Origin of the sequence: Maricurvus nonylphenolicus, assembly GCF_042854845.1 — a bacterium.
In the GTDB taxonomy this organism is placed as follows: Bacteria; Pseudomonadota; Gammaproteobacteria; order Pseudomonadales; family Cellvibrionaceae; genus Maricurvus; species Maricurvus nonylphenolicus.
The window spans coordinates 3,270,704-3,289,464 of the sequence record NZ_AP031498.1 but is presented as its reverse complement, the minus strand read 5'-3'; the positions used below and the strand labels follow the sequence as shown (position 1 = coordinate 3,289,464).

The 18,761-nt window shown below is 49.7% G+C and carries 20 protein-coding genes; 13 read left to right on the top strand and 7 right to left on the bottom strand.

Annotated elements, in window-relative coordinates; all coding sequences use genetic code 11:
- Nucleotides 1-128 precede the first annotated feature (128 nt).
- The 3 genes from ACGHZ6_RS14420 to ACGHZ6_RS14410 are packed head-to-tail and all read left to right on the top strand — an operon-like array spanning nt 129 to nt 3,408.
- Nucleotides 129-1,949 carry a von Willebrand factor type A domain-containing protein gene (locus ACGHZ6_RS14420; protein ID WP_390614677.1) on the top strand — a complete coding sequence of 607 codons (1,821 nt, stop codon included), beginning with the start codon at nt 129-131 and terminating at the stop codon, nt 1,947-1,949.
- Nucleotides 1,950-1,954: 5 nt separating this feature from the next.
- Nucleotides 1,955-2,548, top strand: coding sequence for a sigma-70 family RNA polymerase sigma factor (locus ACGHZ6_RS14415; protein WP_390614676.1), 594 nt, complete (start codon nt 1,955-1,957; stop codon nt 2,546-2,548).
- On the top strand, nt 2,545-3,408 hold the full coding sequence (locus tag ACGHZ6_RS14410; RefSeq protein WP_390614675.1) for a hypothetical protein: 864 nt from the start codon (nt 2,545-2,547) through the stop codon (nt 3,406-3,408). The genes ACGHZ6_RS14415 and ACGHZ6_RS14410 overlap by 4 nt, the downstream gene beginning before the upstream one ends.
- On the opposite strand, the gene ACGHZ6_RS14405 is transcribed toward ACGHZ6_RS14410, so the two are convergent.
- A complete protein-coding gene (locus ACGHZ6_RS14405; protein ID WP_390614674.1) occupies nt 3,350-5,203 on the bottom strand; it encodes an ABC transporter transmembrane domain-containing protein in 1,854 nt (617 codons plus the stop codon). The genes ACGHZ6_RS14410 and ACGHZ6_RS14405 overlap by 59 nt on opposite strands.
- Nucleotides 5,204-5,761: 558 nt before the next feature.
- Nucleotides 5,762-6,142, bottom strand: a complete 381-nt coding sequence (locus tag ACGHZ6_RS14400; RefSeq protein ID WP_390614673.1) for a glutaredoxin family protein — start codon at nt 6,140-6,142, stop codon at nt 5,762-5,764.
- 39 nt (nt 6,143-6,181) lie between these two features.
- On the opposite strand from ACGHZ6_RS14400, the gene ACGHZ6_RS14395 reads away from it, so the two are divergent.
- Nucleotides 6,182-7,621: a hypothetical protein gene (locus ACGHZ6_RS14395; protein WP_390614672.1), complete on the top strand. Its 1,440-nt coding sequence runs from the start codon at nt 6,182-6,184 to the stop codon at nt 7,619-7,621.
- Nucleotides 7,622-7,659: 38 nt separating this feature from the next.
- Here ACGHZ6_RS14395 and hpf read toward each other — a convergent pair whose 3' ends face one another.
- Nucleotides 7,660-7,980 (bottom strand): ribosome hibernation-promoting factor, HPF/YfiA family, encoded by a 321-nt coding sequence (gene hpf, locus ACGHZ6_RS14390; protein WP_390614671.1) that lies wholly within the window; start codon nt 7,978-7,980, stop codon nt 7,660-7,662.
- A 189-nt stretch (nt 7,981-8,169) separates the two neighbouring features.
- On the opposite strand from hpf, the gene ACGHZ6_RS14385 reads away from it, so the two are divergent.
- Nucleotides 8,170-9,570: a hypothetical protein gene (locus ACGHZ6_RS14385; protein WP_390614670.1), complete on the top strand. Its 1,401-nt coding sequence runs from the start codon at nt 8,170-8,172 to the stop codon at nt 9,568-9,570.
- Between the two features lie 57 nt (nt 9,571-9,627).
- On the opposite strand, the gene ACGHZ6_RS14380 is transcribed toward ACGHZ6_RS14385, so the two are convergent.
- Nucleotides 9,628-10,344 carry a YebC/PmpR family DNA-binding transcriptional regulator gene (locus ACGHZ6_RS14380; RefSeq protein ID WP_390614669.1) on the bottom strand — a complete coding sequence of 239 codons (717 nt, stop codon included), beginning with the start codon at nt 10,342-10,344 and terminating at the stop codon, nt 9,628-9,630.
- A gap of 116 nt (nt 10,345-10,460) precedes the next feature.
- Between ACGHZ6_RS14380 and ACGHZ6_RS14375 the strand changes: the two genes are divergently transcribed.
- Nucleotides 10,461-10,934, top strand: a complete 474-nt coding sequence (locus tag ACGHZ6_RS14375) for an FKBP-type peptidyl-prolyl cis-trans isomerase (RefSeq protein WP_390614668.1) — start codon at nt 10,461-10,463, stop codon at nt 10,932-10,934.
- On the opposite strand, the gene ACGHZ6_RS14370 is transcribed toward ACGHZ6_RS14375, so the two are convergent.
- The 3 genes from ACGHZ6_RS14370 to ACGHZ6_RS14360 form a co-directional block, all read right to left on the bottom strand.
- On the bottom strand, nt 10,924-11,412 hold the full coding sequence (locus ACGHZ6_RS14370; protein WP_390614667.1) for an NUDIX hydrolase: 489 nt from the start codon (nt 11,410-11,412) through the stop codon (nt 10,924-10,926). The genes ACGHZ6_RS14375 and ACGHZ6_RS14370 overlap by 11 nt on opposite strands.
- 77 nt (nt 11,413-11,489) lie before the next feature.
- A complete protein-coding gene (locus ACGHZ6_RS14365) occupies nt 11,490-12,149 on the bottom strand; it encodes a ChrR family anti-sigma-E factor (RefSeq protein ID WP_390614666.1) in 660 nt (219 codons plus the stop codon).
- 12 nt (nt 12,150-12,161) lie between these two features.
- A complete protein-coding gene (locus ACGHZ6_RS14360) occupies nt 12,162-12,788 on the bottom strand; it encodes a sigma-70 family RNA polymerase sigma factor (protein WP_390614665.1) in 627 nt (208 codons plus the stop codon).
- A gap of 103 nt (nt 12,789-12,891) precedes the next feature.
- On the opposite strand from ACGHZ6_RS14360, the gene ACGHZ6_RS14355 reads away from it, so the two are divergent.
- Genes ACGHZ6_RS14355 through ACGHZ6_RS14325 form a run of 7 tightly spaced genes read left to right on the top strand, consistent with a single transcriptional unit; the run spans nt 12,892 to nt 18,743 of the window.
- Nucleotides 12,892-13,311 carry a nuclear transport factor 2 family protein gene (locus ACGHZ6_RS14355; protein ID WP_390614664.1) on the top strand — a complete coding sequence of 140 codons (420 nt, stop codon included), beginning with the start codon at nt 12,892-12,894 and terminating at the stop codon, nt 13,309-13,311.
- A gap of 30 nt (nt 13,312-13,341) precedes the next feature.
- Nucleotides 13,342-14,100 (top strand): SDR family NAD(P)-dependent oxidoreductase, encoded by a 759-nt coding sequence (locus tag ACGHZ6_RS14350; protein WP_390614663.1) that lies wholly within the window; start codon nt 13,342-13,344, stop codon nt 14,098-14,100.
- 3 nt (nt 14,101-14,103) lie between these two features.
- Nucleotides 14,104-15,417: an NAD(P)/FAD-dependent oxidoreductase gene (locus ACGHZ6_RS14345; protein ID WP_390614662.1), complete on the top strand. Its 1,314-nt coding sequence runs from the start codon at nt 14,104-14,106 to the stop codon at nt 15,415-15,417.
- On the top strand, nt 15,414-16,169 hold the full coding sequence (locus tag ACGHZ6_RS14340; RefSeq protein ID WP_390614661.1) for a DUF1365 domain-containing protein: 756 nt from the start codon (nt 15,414-15,416) through the stop codon (nt 16,167-16,169). Before ACGHZ6_RS14345 ends, ACGHZ6_RS14340 begins: the two co-directional genes overlap by 4 nt.
- Entirely contained in the window at nt 16,162-17,454 is a 1,293-nt protein-coding gene (locus ACGHZ6_RS14335) for a class I SAM-dependent methyltransferase (protein ID WP_390614660.1), read from the top strand. The genes ACGHZ6_RS14340 and ACGHZ6_RS14335 overlap by 8 nt, the downstream gene beginning before the upstream one ends.
- The gene (locus ACGHZ6_RS14330; RefSeq protein WP_390614659.1) at nt 17,381-17,962 is read left to right on the top strand and encodes a DUF2878 domain-containing protein; all 582 of its coding nucleotides are present in this window, start codon (nt 17,381-17,383) and stop codon (nt 17,960-17,962) included. The genes ACGHZ6_RS14335 and ACGHZ6_RS14330 overlap by 74 nt, the downstream gene beginning before the upstream one ends.
- A complete protein-coding gene (locus ACGHZ6_RS14325; RefSeq protein WP_390614658.1) occupies nt 17,943-18,743 on the top strand; it encodes a hypothetical protein in 801 nt (266 codons plus the stop codon). The genes ACGHZ6_RS14330 and ACGHZ6_RS14325 overlap by 20 nt, the downstream gene beginning before the upstream one ends.
- The last annotated feature ends 18 nt before the right edge of the window (nt 18,744-18,761 follow it).

Sequence of the window (18,761 nt, the reverse complement as noted above, 5' to 3'; positions counted from 1 at the left end):
ATATCAGGGCTGGGCTCAAGAAAATTGAAATTTATTTGCCCTTTATTAACCCCGTTTTTGTCTTGCCAACGTTTAAGGCATTAGAAGTATCAAAAAAGTCTTTTAGCCCACATATATGGCAGGAACAGATGATGAACAGACAGAAAAGCAGGCAGTACCAAATTCCATTGATGACCACGGCTTTTGTTACCCTTGGGTTGGTTTTATCGGGGTGCAGTAATGATCAGCTGGCGCGTCAGGAGCAGCAACCCGCAGACCCGGCAAGTCAGAAGGGGCAGTTGTCAGAGCCAGAAGCCCCCTTGGAAGAAATTGTTGCCTATGATCAGGCGGAATCAGATGCAGCGATAGCAGGGCACATCGTTGCCGAGAGGAAATTGCTTGTTGCCAAGCAAGAGGCTTATTCGCAAATGGCCTCACCGGCGTTAGCTGCTCCGTCAGTGGCCTATGATATGAGCGGTATTCGTCACGCCAGTGAACCTCTCGATCGCGAAAACTATTTACCGCAAGATGACAATCCCGTTAAGCGCGTCAGTGAAGACCCAGTTTCCACATTCAGTGTGGATGTCGATACTGCTGCATACAGTAATGTGCGTCGCATGGTCATGCGTGAGGGCAGGTTGCCGCCTAAAAATGCTGTGAAGGCAGAAGAGTTTATCAACTATTTTAGCTATGACTATCCATTACCAAAAAATCAGGAAGTACCTTTCTCTATCAATACTGAAATGGCCGTTACCCCCTGGAATAAAGATACTCAGCTGTTGCAGGTAGGCTTGAAGGGTTTTGAAGTGGCGGAAGCCGATCGACCTGCAGCTAATTTGGTATTTCTGGTGGATGTTTCGGGCAGCATGCAATCACCTTATAAACTAGCGTTGGTGAAAAAATCACTGCACATGCTGGTGCAGAAAATGAATGCTAATGATCGTATAGCATTAGCCGTCTATGCCGGCGCTGCGGGTATGGTATTGGATTCAACACCGGGTGATCAAAAACATAAAATTATGCAGGCGATTGATAACCTCAGTGCAGGTGGGTCCACTAATGGCGGTGCGGGTATTCGTTTGGCATACAACCTGGCCCAGCAGCATTTTATTAAAGATGGAATCAATCGGGTAATTATTGCCAGTGATGGCGATATGAATGTGGGTACAGTCAATCACGATGCACTAAAAAATCTGATTGAGGAAAAACGCGAGCAAGGTGTTTCGCTAACTACCTTGGGATTTGGTAGTGGTAATTACAACTACGCGTTAATGGAACAGCTGGCGGATGTGGGTAATGGTAATGCCGCTTATATTGATTCCCTAAAGGAGGCGCACAAGGTGCTTGTGAAGGAGATGGACTCCACGCTTCACACCATTGCCAAGGATGTCAAAATTCAGGTGGAGTTTAATCCGCAGTTGGTCGCAGAGTATCGCTTAATCGGTTATGAAAACCGTTTATTAAATCGCGAAGATTTCCGTAACGATAAGGTGGATGCCGGTGATATTGGTGCCGGGCATACGGTGACGGCTTTATATGAAGTCAGTATGGTGGGATCGGGTGGTGATCGTATAGATCCATTGCGCTACGGTAGCCAGCAGGAAGACAAAGCCGCTGCCCACGGCAATGAGTTGGCCTTTGTAAAATTGCGTTATAAGCAACCCGGTGGAAAAGTGAGTCGAGAGGTGTCACAGCCCGTTCTTGTTTCACAAATACAGTCCGGCCCTGAGCAAGCATCTGATAATTTACAGTTTGCTGCGGCAGTTGCAGGCTACGCGCAATTACTGAAAGGTGGGGTGTATACCGGTGATTGGCAGTTCGCCGATGCCCTGGCGTTGGCAAGGCAGTCCAAGGGGCAGGATAAACATGGCTATAGAGGTGAATTTATTGGTTTGCTAGAGTTAAGCCAAAGCCTGCAAACACAACCTTCAAATTCACATGCAGGCGTTAACGGCAAGGAACTTCGCTAACCTCAATGGCTTTGTTACATCGGCTGCGATCCGATGAATCCCTGATGCGCTGTTACCAGCAGGGAGACGCATCGGCCTTTACCCAGTTGTACAATCGGCACAAAGACCGGTTGTACAACTTTCTGCTGCGCGCCTGTGGTAATGCGGCCCTGGCCGAAGAGTTGGCGCAGGATGCCTGGACATCGCTGATCGACAGGGTGGCTCATTACCGCCCCGAGGCTAAATTTTCGACGTATCTGTTTACCATTGCCCGCAACAAGTTAACGGATTATTTACGTCGACCCACCAATACCCACACGGATAGCTTGGACAGTTTGGCCGAAGAAAAGGGTATGGAAGCGGTTATGCCCGGACAGGAGCAGGATATGCTGCAGCAGGTGCAGTGTAAGCGATTGTTAGTTTCTATCGTTGCGCTGCCGGTGGAACAGCGAGAGGCATTTATTTTAAAGGAAGAGGGCTTCAGTTTGCAGGAAATTGCCAGCATTACTGAAGTGACAGCGGAAACGGTGAAGAGCCGTATTCGTTATGCAAGACAGCGATTGCGATCAACATTAAATGAGCAGGATGCTGCAACAACGAATGTGAGAGTCAGTGAATGAGCGATAAACGTCCTTCACCGCCAGAAGAACTATCTGATCAGGCTTTATCCGAGCTGTATCAGCAAGCGTCCAGTGCCAAATCACCTACCTCGTTGGATGATAAGGTGATGGCCCGTGCCGCGGAGCAGGCCGATCGCATTCGTCATACCTCCCGTTATGCTGAAGTTCGCAGACCGGTATTTTTAGCGCGTCAATGGGTAACACTGGCGGCGACAGCGTGTGTGATTACCTTAAGTATCAGTCTGGTGATACAAATGCCAGATGAACAGCCCTGGTTGGATTCCCGTATTGAGGATAGTGTTGAGGAAAGAGCTGAGGGAAGTGGTGAGTCAACGGCGGTTTTAGAGTCAGAGTCTGTGGTCATAGCCGAGCGCAAGCAAGTACAGCCAGCCATGAAAGCACGCATGCCCGATGCACCACCGAAACTGATGCAACAGGCTCCAAAACGTGAGCGGTTGGAGGAAGTGGTTGTGTTGCCGGAAGCCCCGCAGGAAGCTGAAGCGGCTGTTAGCGCTTTCGCAGATAGCACTGATGCGCCAAGCCAGGTGCAAGAGTATGACCAGGAAGAGTCTGTGGCATCACCAGAGCCGGCTATTGCTAGATCACTATCTTTGGAGAAAACCAAGCCAGCAAAACCGCAGTGGCAGCCACAACAATGGTTAGAGGAAATCTTGGCGCTGTGGCAAAGTGAAAAACAGGAAGAAGCTAAAGAATTGTTTGGTCGCTATAAGGAAGCCTTTCCCTCTGAATCTACGCTGAAACAAACCGCTCAGCGTATGACCCAGAAGGAACAGGAGATTATCAATCAGTTGCAGCGGCAGTGGCAGCAGGCGCAGCAGAAACGGCATCAGGAACAATAGGCTCCTGAAACTGTAAATCCGCCAATCGCTTATACAGCGGTGAACTTTCCAGCAGCTCAGAGTGTTTGCCTTGGGCAATCAGCTTGCCGTGATCCAGAACAGCGATTTGATCGGCATGTAAGATGGTTGCCAGGCGGTGGGCAATAATCAGTGTGGTGCGATTTTGCATCAGCGTTTCCAGTGCCTGTTGCACGTGATATTCGCTTTCCGCATCCAGAGCACTGGTGGCCTCGTCCAATAGCAAGATTTTTGGATCTTTTAAAATCGCTCGGGCAATAGCGATACGCTGTTTTTGCCCGCCGGACAAGCGTGCCCCTTGCTCACCCAAATGGCTGTTATAACCGTCAGGCAGTTTTTCAATAAAGTCGTGGGCATGCGCGGCTTTGGCTGCTGCAATTACTTCTTCATCGGTCGCATCCGGTTTGCCGTAGCGGATGTTGTACCAGACATCGGCCGTAAACAGCGCGGGTTGTTGGGGCACAACAGCCAATTGTTGGCGTAAAGATTCGGTGGATAGCTCTCGGATATCAGTACCGGCCAGAGTGATGGCGCCTTGGTCGGGATCGTAGAACCTTTGCAGTAATTCAAACAAAGTTGATTTACCCGCACCGGAAGGCCCGACTAAAGCCAGACTTTGGCCCTCTGCGATTGAGAGGTTCAGGTGTTGTAAGGCAGGTTGTTCAGGGCGCGAAGGATAGCAGAACTGAATATCCTCAAAGGCCAATAATGCTTCTTGATCGTCCCCAGAGTCCACATTTCGTACTTTCTGACCCTGGTCAAAGGGAATCAACGAATCAACCTGAAGCAGCGCTATAAGCCGCTCAGTGGCGCCTGTCGCGCGCTGTAACTCACCATAGACCTCAGAGATGGTTGCCACGGCAGAGGCCATCATAATGGCGTAGAAGACGAATGCGCCCAGATCACCGCCCGTCATACGGCCAGCCAGCATATCATTACCGCCCACCCACAGCAGGCCAGTAATGGCGCCAAACACCAGCAAGATCACCGTAGCAATCAACATTGCACGCTGGCGGACCCGGCGGCGGGCCACGTCAAACGCGGTTTCTACTTCCTTACCAAAGGCCTGTTGCTCATGGGATTCACGGGTATAGCTCTGCACTGTTTTAATATGCTGGATTATCTCACCGGCATAACTGCCCACATCGGCAATGGAATCCTGGCTGGCCTTGGACAGCTTGCGCACTCGACGGCCGTACAACAGGATTGGAGCCAGCACCAATGGGACGCCCAGCAGCACAATCAGACTCAGCTTCAGGTTGGTGACTAGCAGCAGTATCAGGGCGCCGATAAAGGTCAGGGAACTACGTAGGGCCATGGAGAAGGAAGAGCCGATGATATTCTGCAGCAGGGTGGTGTCGGTGGTGAGGCGGGACATTATCTCGCCGCTGCGGTTGGTCTCAAAATAGCTCGGGTGCAGGGTAATAATATGGTTAAACACAGCCTTGCGCAGGTCGGCTGTAACCCGCTCGCCCAGCCAGCTGACCAGGTAAAAGCGGGTGTAGGTTCCTATGGCCATCAACAGGGACAGGCCAATAATCACAAATACCGCTTGGGTCAGGGCTTCGGTAGACTGGGCCACAAAGCCCTCATCAATCAGGATACGAACCCCTTGGCCTATGGAGAGGGTAATACCAGCGGTGAGCACCAGAGCAATACCTGCGCCCCACAGGGTACCTTTGTAGGGCCGCATAAACTGCCATAGGTGGAAGAGTACGGATAGGGAGCGGGGGGATTTGGTGGTGTTGTCCGTATTACTGTCAGAATCGTTAGACATAGTGCTCCCGTTATCGTTTCGAATATCTGTCAATAATTGGCCCGGATGTTACTTATTCAAGGGTTAGGAGGGGGTTGGGAGTGTAAATCTAGGTAAAGTTCTGGATTGGAACTTGGGGGTTCTAAATCCGGAGGCGGTCGGGGAAGCTGCTCTTCGCGCCCATAAGCGGCAGGAAAAAGTCAGCGCTCCGTAAACTCGCATTCGCTCAAACAACCTCCGCGACTACCCTGACTTTTTCCTGCCGCTTAAGCGATGGGCTGATTGCTACGAGCAGCTTCCCCGACCGCCTCCTAACCTCTGTGCCAGCACTGAAAAGTATTTATTTTACTGAAGGTAGGTTTCCCCAAGGGCGGGAGGTGCCAGTGACCAGTCAGGCTGCGTTTAAGACTTGTCCTGAGGCAGGAGTGTTTTACGAGGACTGTCTGAGCGTTAGCGAGTTCCGCAGTACGAGTGCCTCAGGACAAGTCTTGCAGCCGGGAGCAGGTGCCTCCCGCCCTTGGGGAAACCGGGGTTGTGGCACCAATCACTTATAATCAGTGTATAGAGGAAGCAGAGGAATTAAGCAGCCTTCGGCTCCCCAAAACGCTGTTCCAAATAAGAAATAATGTCATTGGACTCATACATCCAAGTCACCTTATCGCCTTCCTCGATACGCAAGCAGGGCACTTTCACCTTACCTGCCTGGGATTCCAGTTCTGTACGGTATTCACTGCCCTGAGAGGCATCACGGGTGGTGATCGGCAGGTTCAAGCGGTGGATGGCACGGCGAGTCTTGACACAGAAAGGACAGGCGTAGAACTGGTATAAGGACAGCTGACTGCTCGCTTCGGCTACCTGCTGTTGTTGCTCGTCGGAGCGGCGCATCTTGCGGGGGCGGGTAATAAAGTCAATCAGGACAATCAGGCGTCCGAGGCCTTCACGCAGGGCTTTTACTATCATTAGGTTATCCAGTACTTCTTTCGGTGGGTTATCTCTTAAATGGCCGCGCATTGTACAAAAGGTCATCTTACTTGTGGAGTCCTGATTGCCTATGGCGGTAAGGGGCTGATATGTCTCCTGATGGCGTTGATCTCAAGCTTGACGCTGGCGGTCGAAAAGCCTATTACCATCAGCTGTACTAGCCCAAGAGGGCTGCCAGATGCGGATTATACGGCCGAGGTTATGGCGCCGGTGATGAAGCAACATGGCTTTAATCTGGCTTTTAAGACAGGTCAGGGGCCCGCGGTTGTTGAAGGTTTGCGGCAGGGGAAGTTTGATGGGGATTGTGGTCGAATAGAGTCGTTCAATGAAAAAACCGGCCTAAACCTGATCCGCGTGGAGCCTGCAATTCGGCGGGTCAGGTTCGCTTTGTGGGGATTTGATGTCGACTTTCCCTTGCACCAAGTGAGCCCGGATAAGTTAAGGGTTGGGTATTTGGCCACTACACAGATTTCACCGGTTTTGGCGGCGCAAATGGGTTTTACCAACTTGCATCGTTACGATTCCATGGGGGCGATGGTTGCAGCATTGCTAAGAGGTGAAATCAATGTGATGTTGAACTATCAGGCCCTGGTTAACGGCTATAACGACCAGTCTAAGAAAATGTTGTATCGGCTTAGGCATCTTGTGACCTTCCCTGTGTATATCTATTTGCAGCCACGTTACCAATTTATGGTACCTGACTTGTCTGCAGCCATCGTGTCGAGAGTAAAGGTTAAACCTTATAACCCCTATCCGGATAAAGTGATTCCTCCTCTTTCTGAGGGGCAGATTATTTTTGGATGCTCTGTTCCTAAGCACTCGCAGGCGTTCTTCGAAATGGAGCAGGGCTATCGCAGGGCATTTAATAAGATGGGCTATGGTTTTCAGATGCTGGCGATGCCGCGGGCGCGGGAAAGTGCGGAGCTTTTAGGTGGCGAGGTAGATGGAACCTGTGCCAGGGGAAATGTTTCGCCATACAACGACCACGAATCGCTGTTGCGTATTCGTATGCCGGTTACGAAAACCCAATTGAAAATATATTCCCGCCGGCCTGCCAAGCAGGTACAGGATTTAGGGCAACTGCCGGAGGGGGCAACAATAGCTTATGTCAGGGGCACACAACTGGCCGAATTAATTCTGAAGCGTGCACCCCATATAAAACCAGTGGGAGTAAACAACGCAGAATTAGGCGTAAAAATGCTGGCCGGTGAGCGAGTGGATTATTTTATCGGATTTCCTGCCGCGTCGGATTATGTGCTTAATAATCTTGATATTCGGAAAATGCTCTATGTGGTTTCTGATTTACCACCGATTTTCTTTTACGCGTACATCCATACTCGCCATAAAGCGTTAAGAGAACCCTTAGAGCAACACTTTAAAGCGCAAATTCAAGCGCAGGGGAGTAACGCATTTCTGCCTTACCTGGAAGAAATGTTGGATGTAGAAGCTCGAGAATAATGGCAACCGAAAGTGCAGTTGCCATTACTATTTCTGGTTCAAACAGCCTCGGCCAGATTAGGCTGCTTATGATGGTGAGACTTTACCTTTTCCTTTTGGCGCAACATTAATCCATTCAGTTTCTGGGTAACTTCCGCAATCGCTTGGTATAGATCATCTGCGGTTGCTTTAGCGGTTAGATCCTGTCCCAGATAATGGGTAATCACTTCGGCACTTTGCCCATGCTTTTCGACAGTCAGAATGACTTGCAGGTTGGCGGTATCGGGGAAATGTTTTTTCAGTTTTGCCAGCTTGCTATTGACGGCTTCACGGATGGCATCGGTTACTTCAACATGGTGGCCAGTGATTGTTGTGCTCATAGACAAATCCTCTTGTATCTATCTTCGCTGGGTTAATCTTCGATTTCAGTCTACCTGTATGGAAAGGGGCGATATTGATCTTGATCATAGAACCGGCGCCTAGCTGAGATTGTCGTTGTTTGCACTACAATCAATAGAAAGCTCGAAAATTGAGGTTACGGTAATTGAGGTTATGGTAATTGAGGTGGTATGTCAGCTAAGGTAAGCGCCTGGGCGCTAGGCGTGTATTTCTTTTTAGGTATTGTGACACTGGGGCACGCTGCAACTGGCCCAGATGACGCTTCACTACAGCCCTTGGTTTTTGGTTGTGTAAGTCCTCAATATCAGGCCGATACGGTGTTTATTGGCAATATTCTACGCCCAGCGCTAGCAGAGAAGGGCTACAGCTTACGTTTTGAGACGGTTCGAGATGACAGCGCTTTTGAGCGTATGGCAAAGGGGGAGTTGGCGGGAGATTGTGGTCGCATTGCCGATATCGATAAGCGCAAGAAGATCGATCTGGTGCAGGTGAAACCTGCATTTCGCCGCGCCGTGTTTGCGTTGTGGGGGACGAATGCGACCAGCTTGCAAGTCCTTCCTTTGGCTGAAGTACGCGTTGGTTATGTTGACGGTGTGCTCTATGCCCCTATCCTGGCGCAGCAAATGGGTTTCAGCAGGACTCGCGGTTATTTGTCATTAGATCAAGCCGTTAAAGCGCTGGAGAGGGGGGAACTGGATGCCATTCTTACCTATGAGGCGCAGGTTAAAGGTTACTCTCAGCGTAGTGGTTATGAGTTACGAAGGCTGCGTCATGTTGTGACATTCCCGGTTTATGTGTATTTAAGTCCGCATTTTCGAGAACTGACCCCCGTAATAAGTGAAGCCATCAGCGGCTATATTGAAAGTCATCCCTATAACCCCTTCCCGGAAGAGGCTTTGCCGGTTTTAAAAAACAGGCTGATTGTGTTTGGCTGTCCGTTACCTGCTCGATCTCCTGCGTTTATCGAAATGGAGCAGAGTTTCAGAAGGGCCTTTAACGCTTTGGGTTATGAGTTCAAGCTATTTGCCTTGCCACGAGCGAGAGAAGAGGTTGAATTGTTACGGGGGAATCTGGACGGTACTTGTGGTCGTGGCAATAACCCGCCTTACAGCAACCACCCAGACTTGCTCAGGCTAACCACACCAACTGCCCATACGTCGTACGAGGTAATTTCCCCCCAGGCCAGGCGGATGATTCGCGATGTTAATGAGTTGGAGACTGGCAGCCGTATTGCCTATGTGCGGGGAACGTCATTGGCCAAACAGATGCTGGAAAACCCACGTAAGTTTGATGTAATAGATGTTACGTCTGCAGAGCTTGGGGTGAAAATGCTGGCGGCAGGCAGGATAGATTACTTTGTCGATATTCCTGTCAACATTCGTTTCTTATTGTCAGCTTTCGAGATAAATAAAACGCTGTACACCGTTTCAGAATTGCCGAAGTTAAGTTATTACCCTTATCTGCGCAGACGCCATAGCGCGTTAATTGGGCCGCTGAACAATTACTTTGAGGATTTACTTGAGCGGGAAGGTGGCCGGGCAATAGTTGATGCTGAAAAATTCAGAGACTGAAAATACAACAAAGCCAGCGAGTTGCAGGCTTTGTTGGGGCATTTAAACGTTTAACGTCTACACTTCGGCGTTGTGGAATACACGCTGTACGTCGTCACAATCGTTAAGCATCTCCAGCAGCTTTTCAAACATAGGCATGTCCTCTTCGCTGATGGGGGTTGTGGTTTGAGGAACAAACTGGATTTCTTCCACTTCAAACTCAATACCTTCGAAGGCGCCTTGCAGGGCCTGCTTGGCTTTAAAGAATTCAGCCTGAGGGGCGAAGACGGTAATCATATCGTCAGCGGCTTCGATATCGGTAACATCCACGTCTTCCATCATCAGCGCTTCCAGTACGGCTTCCTCGTCGTCGCCTTTAAAGACGAAGATCGCTGAGTGGTCGAACATGTGGGATACGGAACCCTGAGAGCCGATCTTGGATTTGGTTTTGTTAAAACACAGGCGTACATCACCGTAGGTACGGTTGGAGTTATCGGTCAAACATTCGACAATTACCATGCAGTTGCCTGGACCAAAACCCTCGTAGCGGGCTGGATCAAAGTCTTCACCGCCGCCACCTTTGGCCTTATCAATGGCTTTGTCGATAACGTGAGTAGGGACCTGATCTTTCTTGGCGCGGTCGATCAGGCTTCGCAAGGTCAGGTTACCATCTGGGTCGATACCGCCTTTTTTGGCACAAACATAGATTTCGCGGCCGTATTTACTGTAAACCTTCGCCTTGGCGTCGGAGGTTTTGGCCATAGATTCTTTACGGTTTTGAAACGCTCTTCCCATTACGCAGTCCAACTGTTGTTCATCATTGGGGGCAGATTTTACCGTGAAGGTCACGTTGACGCTAGAGATGGGGTAAAATCCGCCTACTTAATTAGCCTAGGCCAAAGGAGCGCGTAGTGGGTAATATCCTGGTAATTGTCATCTTTATCGTAATGGTGGTTCTCTTTAGTTGGCGCCATATCGATGGCAAGAAAGCCGCTGAGGCAAATCGAGAGGCAGGTAAGGCTTTCCTGGCTGAAAACGGCCAGAAAGAAGGTGTGGTTACCACGGCATCAGGTTTGCAGTATCTGCAGCTCAATCCCGGGCAGGGGGATAAGCCCGGTGCGACCGATAGGGTTAAGGTGCACTACCACGGTACCACGCTGGACGGAAAGGTATTCGACAGCTCAATTGAGCGAGGCGAGCCCATTAGCTTTAGCTTAAACCAGGTGATTTTAGGTTGGACCGAAGGTGTGCAAATGATGCAAGTAGGGGAGAAAGCCCGATTGTTTATCCCGGCAGACCTTGCCTATGGTGATCGCGGCGCTGGCACTATCCCGCCAGGCGCAACACTGATCTTTGATGTTGAGCTGCTGGCGATTAATGGCTAACAGCTCCGCCATTGTCTTTAATCCATTCCGCCAGCCAATGACGCTGGTCGGGATAGCGCCAAGTGTACTGATCAAAATTCTCGGGCTTGAGCCAGAAAGCCTGGCGAATTTCTAACCAGAAGGGTGGTTTTAAGGTGTCTCCTAGCATGCTTTCGGTTGGGGGCAGACACTCAAACAGATGGAAGCCATTGTCGAAAACTCGCAACAACTGTTGTGGGCGTACATGTAATCCTGTTTCTTCCCAAGTCTCACGGTGGGCCCCGCACTGAGCAGATTCTGCAACATCAACGCTACCACCCGGTATGCTGATCTTGCCGTTATAGGCCTTAATTACCAGTAAATGTCCGTCTAGCAGAGTCAGGCAGCCAGCGCTTGGCGCTTTGATATGGTTTTCAGTAATCGGGCAGTTGGGTTGATCTGCGGAAAAACACTCAGCAGTAAATAGAAGAGCGATGATTAGGGACAGAGATCTGAGCATGGAGTTACTTAATGTTAAAAGCCGCAGTGTAGGCCCATAACATGACATAGGGAAGACAAGTATCTCTTCCAGTACATCTAACTGGCGTAATGACTGCGCCTGATCAATGGATTAAACAACCGGGCAAAGAAACCGGTAAATTCGATGGGCGCATCTACGGCAGTCAGACAGATACACTCACTGTCCTGGCTGGCGATGGGGCGGTGATTTTTATTGCTTTCATCGCGCAGGATAATATCGCCTTGGTTATAGACCCCGTCCGCATCAGAAAAACTGCCTTTAAGCACCACGGTAATTTCCGTACCGGTATGGTTGTGGGCAGCCACTTGGCCTCCGGGCTTAATGGCGATCAACTCTACCTTGGCGCCATCGGCGTGGCTGAGCTTGCTGGCTCGTATCGATGGGGACAGTCGGGTCCAGGGCAGGGCGTCAAAGCCCTCTGGAACCAGCTGGCGCAGGCAGCCAGGTATCAGACTGGCTGCTTGTGGAGGCTCGGGTTGAGCCGGAATGTCCCTGCTGTCGAGTTGTGCCAACACCTGATCGCGCAGGTTATGGCTGATATCGGCTGCAGGCAGTTGATCCAGTAGTTCTCCTCCCAGGTGGTTTAGCTGGCGTGAAAGCTGGCGACATTGGGGGCAGTACTGCAGGTGAGCGGCAACGCACAGGCCATGACCCAAAGGCAGGCTGCCTGCGGCGTATGCGGCTAGCACCTCGGTAGGTGGGTGATGCCTAATCATGGCTTTCAATCCTCATGTCTTTAACGCTATGTGCAGCTTTTGCAGGGCCAGGCGTATACGGGATTTGATGGTCCCCAGTGGCAGCTGTAATTCTGCGGCAGCTTCCTGATGGGTTTTGCCTTCCATATACACCTTGCTCAATACCAGCGATTGCTCCTGGGGCAGCTGCTCCAGGCCTTGATGCAGCTTGTTGGCCGCATGTTGCTGCTGGGTGGACTCAAAGGGGCCTGCGGCTTGGTCTTCGAGTTCCATAAACACATCTTCCGGGTCGATATCACTGGCGTATCGACCATTGCGGCGCAGATAGTCCACGCGGCAGTTCCGTGCCAGGGTAAATATCCAGGTTGAGACCTTGGCCTTGGCCGGGTTGTAGGTATCAGCCTTTTGCCAGACCCGGATCAATACCTCTTGTACCAGTTCATCGGCCACCAGATTTGCCCCAGGTTCACGGGACAGACTATAGGCCTTTATCTGTGGCGCCAGTAGATCGAATAGCTGCGCGAAGGCCTGCCGGTCACGGTCGACAGCAATCTTCTGCATCAGCTGCAGCAGGACATCCTGATCAAATTTAGGCGCTGGGTTGGCACTCATAACGTTGGCTATAAACCGGTCTGGTAGCTTAACTATATCTGTATTCACACCAATATACGCCTTAGCGGGGAAAAAAGATCAGTGATCTGGGCGAAAAAGTTCTACGTATATTTTGGCAACCCTAACCCTTGATCAACGAATGGAGTCAGGTTTGAAGCAGATCAACCGCTTTAAAGACTTTTACCGCAACCTGCATCAGACGGATTTATCGCGAATTACCGATATCTACGATGATGCTGTGGTTTTTCGGGATCCGGTTCATAGCCTCAAAGGGGCGGCAGATTTGCATGCCTATATGAGCGATCTGTGCGAGAACCTTAGCTGCTGCCGGTTTGAATATCTTGATCAGGTTGTGGAAGAGGGATCAGCCTTTATTAAGTGGGATATGCATTTTTCCCATAAAAGCTTGGGCGAAGATGTGATTAGTGTGCGCGGGATAAGCCATATTCAGTTTAGGGACAAAATCTATTATCACGAAGACACCTACGATATGGGGGCACTGCTTTATGAAAATGTACCTTTGTTGGGCAGTATTACCCGTTGGTTAAAAAGGCGTTTAGTGCACAAGTAACCGGTTAATGAATCACGAAGAGAAGCCATTATGCAGATCAGTGGAGAAACTATTTGGATCACCGGCGCCAGTAGCGGCATAGGACGCGCTTTGGCACTGCGCTTGGCTGCAGATGGCAATCGGGTGATTGTGACGTCCAGGCGCGGCCAGCCGCTGCAGGAGCTTGCTGAGCAGTATGACAATATCGTGGTCATCACTGCAGACCTAAGTCGTCCTGATTGTGTTGATTCGCTGAGCCTGGCGCTATCGAATGCTACCGAATATTTGGACCGTGTGATTCTTAATGCGGGAACCTGCGAATATTTTGAAATTGATCAGCCGGATTGGTCGATGATGGCACGGATTATGGAAACTAACTATCTGGGGGCCGTACACTCTGTCGCGGCAAGCTTGCCGTTGCTGCAGGCAAACCCAAATGGAGAAGGGCATATTATTGGCGTAGGGTCATTAGCTTCGCGTGTGCCATTTCCAAGGGCAGAAGCCTATGGTGCTTCCAAGGCGGCACTGGATTATTTCCTGGGGGCCTTGGGGGTGGATTTAATGGCCAAGGGTATTGATGTCAGTATTGTCCAGCCGGGCTTTGTAAAGACACCCTTAACCGACCAAAATGATTTCGATATGCCCTATTTGTTAACGGTAGAGCGAGCGGTAGAAATGATGTTGGCAGGTATCTGCCGGCGTGATTTGTATATACGTTTTCCCCGTCGGCTAAACTGGCTTATAGGTCTTGGACATATGTTAACAACTTACTGGTATCGTCATATCGGTCCGCGCATGGTGAGGTCATAGGTGATGACAAGCTTTGAAACCATAACAGGTAAACACGCTCCGCGAGTGGCAATTATTGGCTCGGGGATTTCAGGTTTGGCCTGTGCTTATGAATTGCATGAACGCGCGCAAGTCACCGTATATGAAGCTAACGATTATATTGGCGGTCATACGGCCACAAAAGATGTTGACATCGATGGACGTCATTATGCCATCGATACAGGGTTTATTGTCTTTAATGATTGGACCTATCCCAACTTTATCCGCCTGATGGATAAGATCGGTGTGGCTTCAAAAGCGACCGAGATGAGCTTCAGTGTCAGCTGTGACATGACTGGGCTGGAGTATGGCGGGGCCGATCTTAACAGCCTATTTGCTCAACGACGCAATCTTTTTAACCCTCGCCACTGGGGTATGTTACGGGATATTTTACGTTTTAACCGCCAGGTACTAACAGAACTGCAAGCTGGAGATATTGAAAGCACGCAATTGCTAGGCGACTACTTGCAGGAACATGGTTACGGTCAGGCGTTTATTAATAAATATTTAATTCCCATGGGCAGTGCGATTTGGTCAGCTTCCACCACAACCATGCTGAATTTCCCGTTGCTGTTCTTCGCCCGTTTCTTTGCCAATCACGGTTTGTTAAGCGTCAATCACCGGCCTCAGTGGCGGGTGATTGAAGGTGGCTCGCGTGCGTACATTGAGCCGTTGACCAAATCCTTTAAAGACAGGATTAAATGCTCGACGCCGGTGACTCGCGTTATAAGAACCGACAGTGGTGTTATCGTTGAGTCATCTGCAGGGCAGGATGTGTATGATGATGTGGTGTTTGCTTGCCACAGTGATCAGGCTCTCAATACCTTGGTAGATCCAACCTTGGATGAGCGTGAAGTATTGGGCAATATTCCCTATCAGAACAATCAGGTGATCTTGCACACCGATGAGCGCTTGTTGCCGAGTCGGAAATTGGCCTGGTCGAGCTGGAATTACCGAATTAAACGCCAGCAACAGGATCGGGCTGTCCTGACTTACAATATGAATATCCTGCAAGGGATAGAGGCTCCGGAAACCTTTTGCGTTACCTTAAACGATACCGAGAATATCGATCCTGAAAAAATACTCGGTAGTTATGAATATTCCCATCCGGTATTTACGCCAGAATCGGTAAAGGCCGCTGAGAGTTGGGATGATATCAACGGCAGTAAACGCACCTGGTTTTGTGGTGCCTACTGGGCCAACGGTTTTCACGAAGACGGTTGCCGCAGTGGCTTACGGGTAGCCCAGGCACTGTTGGCGCGCCACGGCTTGTCGCAACCACAGGAGGAATTGGTGTGAAGAGTGCGCTTTACCACGGCTGGTTAAAGCATCAGCGCTTGCAACCCAAACGACATGCGCTGCGTTATCCGGTGTTTATGTTGTATCTGGATTTGGATGAGATCGATGAAGTCTTTTCATTAACCCGTGGCTGGTCGACTGCGCCTATGGCGCCAGCTCGCTTTGTCAGGTCAGACTTTCTCGGTGATGCCTCTGTGCCATTAAAGCAGGCAATTTATCAGCGGGTGAAAGAGGAGTTGGGTATCACCTTAACAGGGCCTGTGAGAATGCTAGCCAATGTACGTTACTTTGGCTTTATCATGAACCCCTTGTGTACCTACTACTGTTTTGATGAAAACGAATGCCTTGTGGCTATCGTTGCAGACGTAAATAACACCCCGTGGGGAGAGCGTCACAGTTATGTCCTGGCGTGTGATCCCGATAAGGAAACCCAGCGTATAACCTTTGACAAGGCAATGCATGTTTCACCGTTTAATCCTATGGATATGCAATACGCATGGCGAAGTAATAAACCCGGTGACGCATTAAATATTCATCTTGCCAATTGGCGTAAAGAAAACTGTGAGTTTTATGCCAATTTGCAGTTGCAGCAAGAAGCCATTACCGCAAAAAGTTTGCGACGGTTTCTGTGGCGCTACCCCTTGATGACGCTCAAGGTGTTTACATGGATTTACTGGCATGCACTGCTTTTATGGGTAAAACGTATCCCGTTTTTTGATCATCCTAAACGAGAGGCCTATCTCAATGACTGATATCAGTATTGCTAAAACGCTCACTAAGCAATTAAGCAATAGTGCAAGAGGACGTGGCTTTTGGGCTCATGTCAGTGATAACTGGAGCCGTGCTCTCGTGCTTAAGGTCCTGAATAAATTACAGGTCGGATCTTTGACCCTGGAAGAGCGTGGCGAATCGGTATGCTTTGGAGATCGAGGCTGTGATAGCAACCTGCATGCAACCCTTATTATTCGCGATGCCAGTGCTTACCGGCTTATTGCGTTAGGCGGCAGTATTGGTGCAGGCGAGGCCTATATGCAGGGGCTTTGGGATAGCCCGGATCTGGTAAAGGTTGTGCGTGTTATGGCTCGAAACCTGAACCTGCTCAACAGTATGGATAGCTCCCGACCCTGGATCGGGCGTTTGTTATCCCGGGTTATCCATAGGGGGAACCGCAACAGCCGCCAGGGTTCGAAGCGCAATATATCCGCCCATTATGATTTGGGTAACGATTTTTTTGAGCTGTTTCTCGATACATCGTTAATGTATTCCTCGGCTGTTTTTACCGACAAACATTGTGATTTAGAACTTGCGGCACAGCACAAGCTGGAACTTGTTTGTCAGAAGCTCAATTTAACCGACTCAGACCATGTCCTGGAAATTGGTACCGGCTGGGGTGGTTTGGCTATTTATATGGCAAAGCATTATGGCTGTCGGGTAACCACCACAACCCTGTCACGAGAACAATATCTCTATGCCCAACAAGCTGTTCAGCGTGAGGGAGTAGAAGATCTCGTTACCCTGTTACTAAACGACTATCGGGATTTAACTGGCCAGTATGACAAGCTGGTCTCGATTGAAATGATTGAAGCGGTAGGGCATCAATATTACCAAACGTTCTTCCGTCAGTGCTCACATTTATTAAAAGCAGATGGCTTGATGCTGATCCAGGCGATAACCATTGCCGATCAACGTTATGAACAAGCAAAACATTCTGTAGATTTTATTCAGCGTTATATTTTTCCGGGAGGCAGCTTGCCCAGCAATGCGGTGATGGCAAAGCATGTTGCCCAGGATACGGATATGCAGATTTGTGATCTTCACGATATCGGCGAAGATTACGCAATTACCTTGCAGCACTGGCATCAGCGTTTTGTGAGTCAACTGGCCCGCGTTAAACAGCAGGGGTTTGATGAAACCTTTTGTCGTATGTGGGGCTTTTATTTAGCTTACTGTGAGGGTGGTTTCCGTGAACGAGCCATCAGTACCGTACAACTGCTCTGTGCCAAGCCCCAGGCCAAACCTCAACCATTCTACCGTTAAACCATCCTGGCCCTGGTGGGTTAATGGATTAATCTTTCAGGTCGGTTGGACGCTGGCGGTGGTTGGCGGTTCGGTTTGGGCTGTGTCGGCTTGCCTCTGCATGTTACTTATTCATGCTTCAGGTTTTGTAACACTGCGCCGCGAGTGGTTGTTGATTGCCTGTGTCAGTGGCATGGGCTGCAGCATTGATTCGCTACTGTTCTATAGCGGGGTGTTACTCAACGATGATGGCTCTATGCTGATGCCGCTATGGCTGGCGTGTGTCTGGGTTATGTTCAGCATGACCTTGTGTCATCTGTTTTCCTGGCTTCATAACCGTTTGTTGTTAGCGGCATGCCTTGGCGCCGTGAGTGGGCCTTTATCTTATCTGGGCGGAAGTCATTGGGCTCCGGTTAGTTTTGCCGAGCCATTATGGTTAAGCCTGGCTGTGATGTCGTGTATCTGGTTGCTGTTATTTCCTTCAGTATTGTATGTAGCGAGGAGGATTTATGTGGAGCGTACGACTTAAAGGGTTTTTGTTGAGTGTTATTGTTGCCATAACGGCACAATCAGCTACTGCCAGTCGGCTAAACCTGACACCGGTATTGGGGTTTCAGGAGCCTGAAGCCGATGTTATCGGCCAGGCGTACAGCTTAAGCAGTCCGGTACTGCTTTATCATGAGTTGCATTATTTTAGCGATGATGGGCGCCATCATCGTGTTAAATATTATTCCGCCAATGGCGAGTTGCTAGCGGAAAAGGATATTGATTACAGCCGATCTCTACTGACACCTGCATTCACCCAAAGTAATTTCAATACCGGTGAGATGATGAGTATTGATTGGCAGGATAATGCGCTATCGATTACCCATCAGCAGGCTGCAAACCAGCAACCGGATACCAAATTGATTGAACCGCGTTACCCTCTGGTGATTGATGCTGGCTTTGATCATTTTATTCGTGAACACTGGCAAACCCTCACTCAAGGAAAAGTGCATCAATTTCATTTCCCCGTAGCAGCACGTATGGGGTTGATAAAACTCAGGTTGAAAAGATTTGACTGTAGTGAACCGCAAGAGGGTTACTACTGTTTTAGGATTGAGGCCAATAATGCTTTGTTGCGCTGGTTATTAGAGCCAATAGAGCTAACGTATAGCATCACACCGACCTATACTCAGGATGAACAAGGGCAGCAGAAGCAGGTTGTTCGGTTGGAGCGATTCCGAGGCCTGGCGAATCTGAATGATAGCAGCGGTAGTGGCATGAATGTCGACATTCGCTATCGCTATGGCAAGACCTGGGTGTTTTAAGATGACATGTTTTTGTCA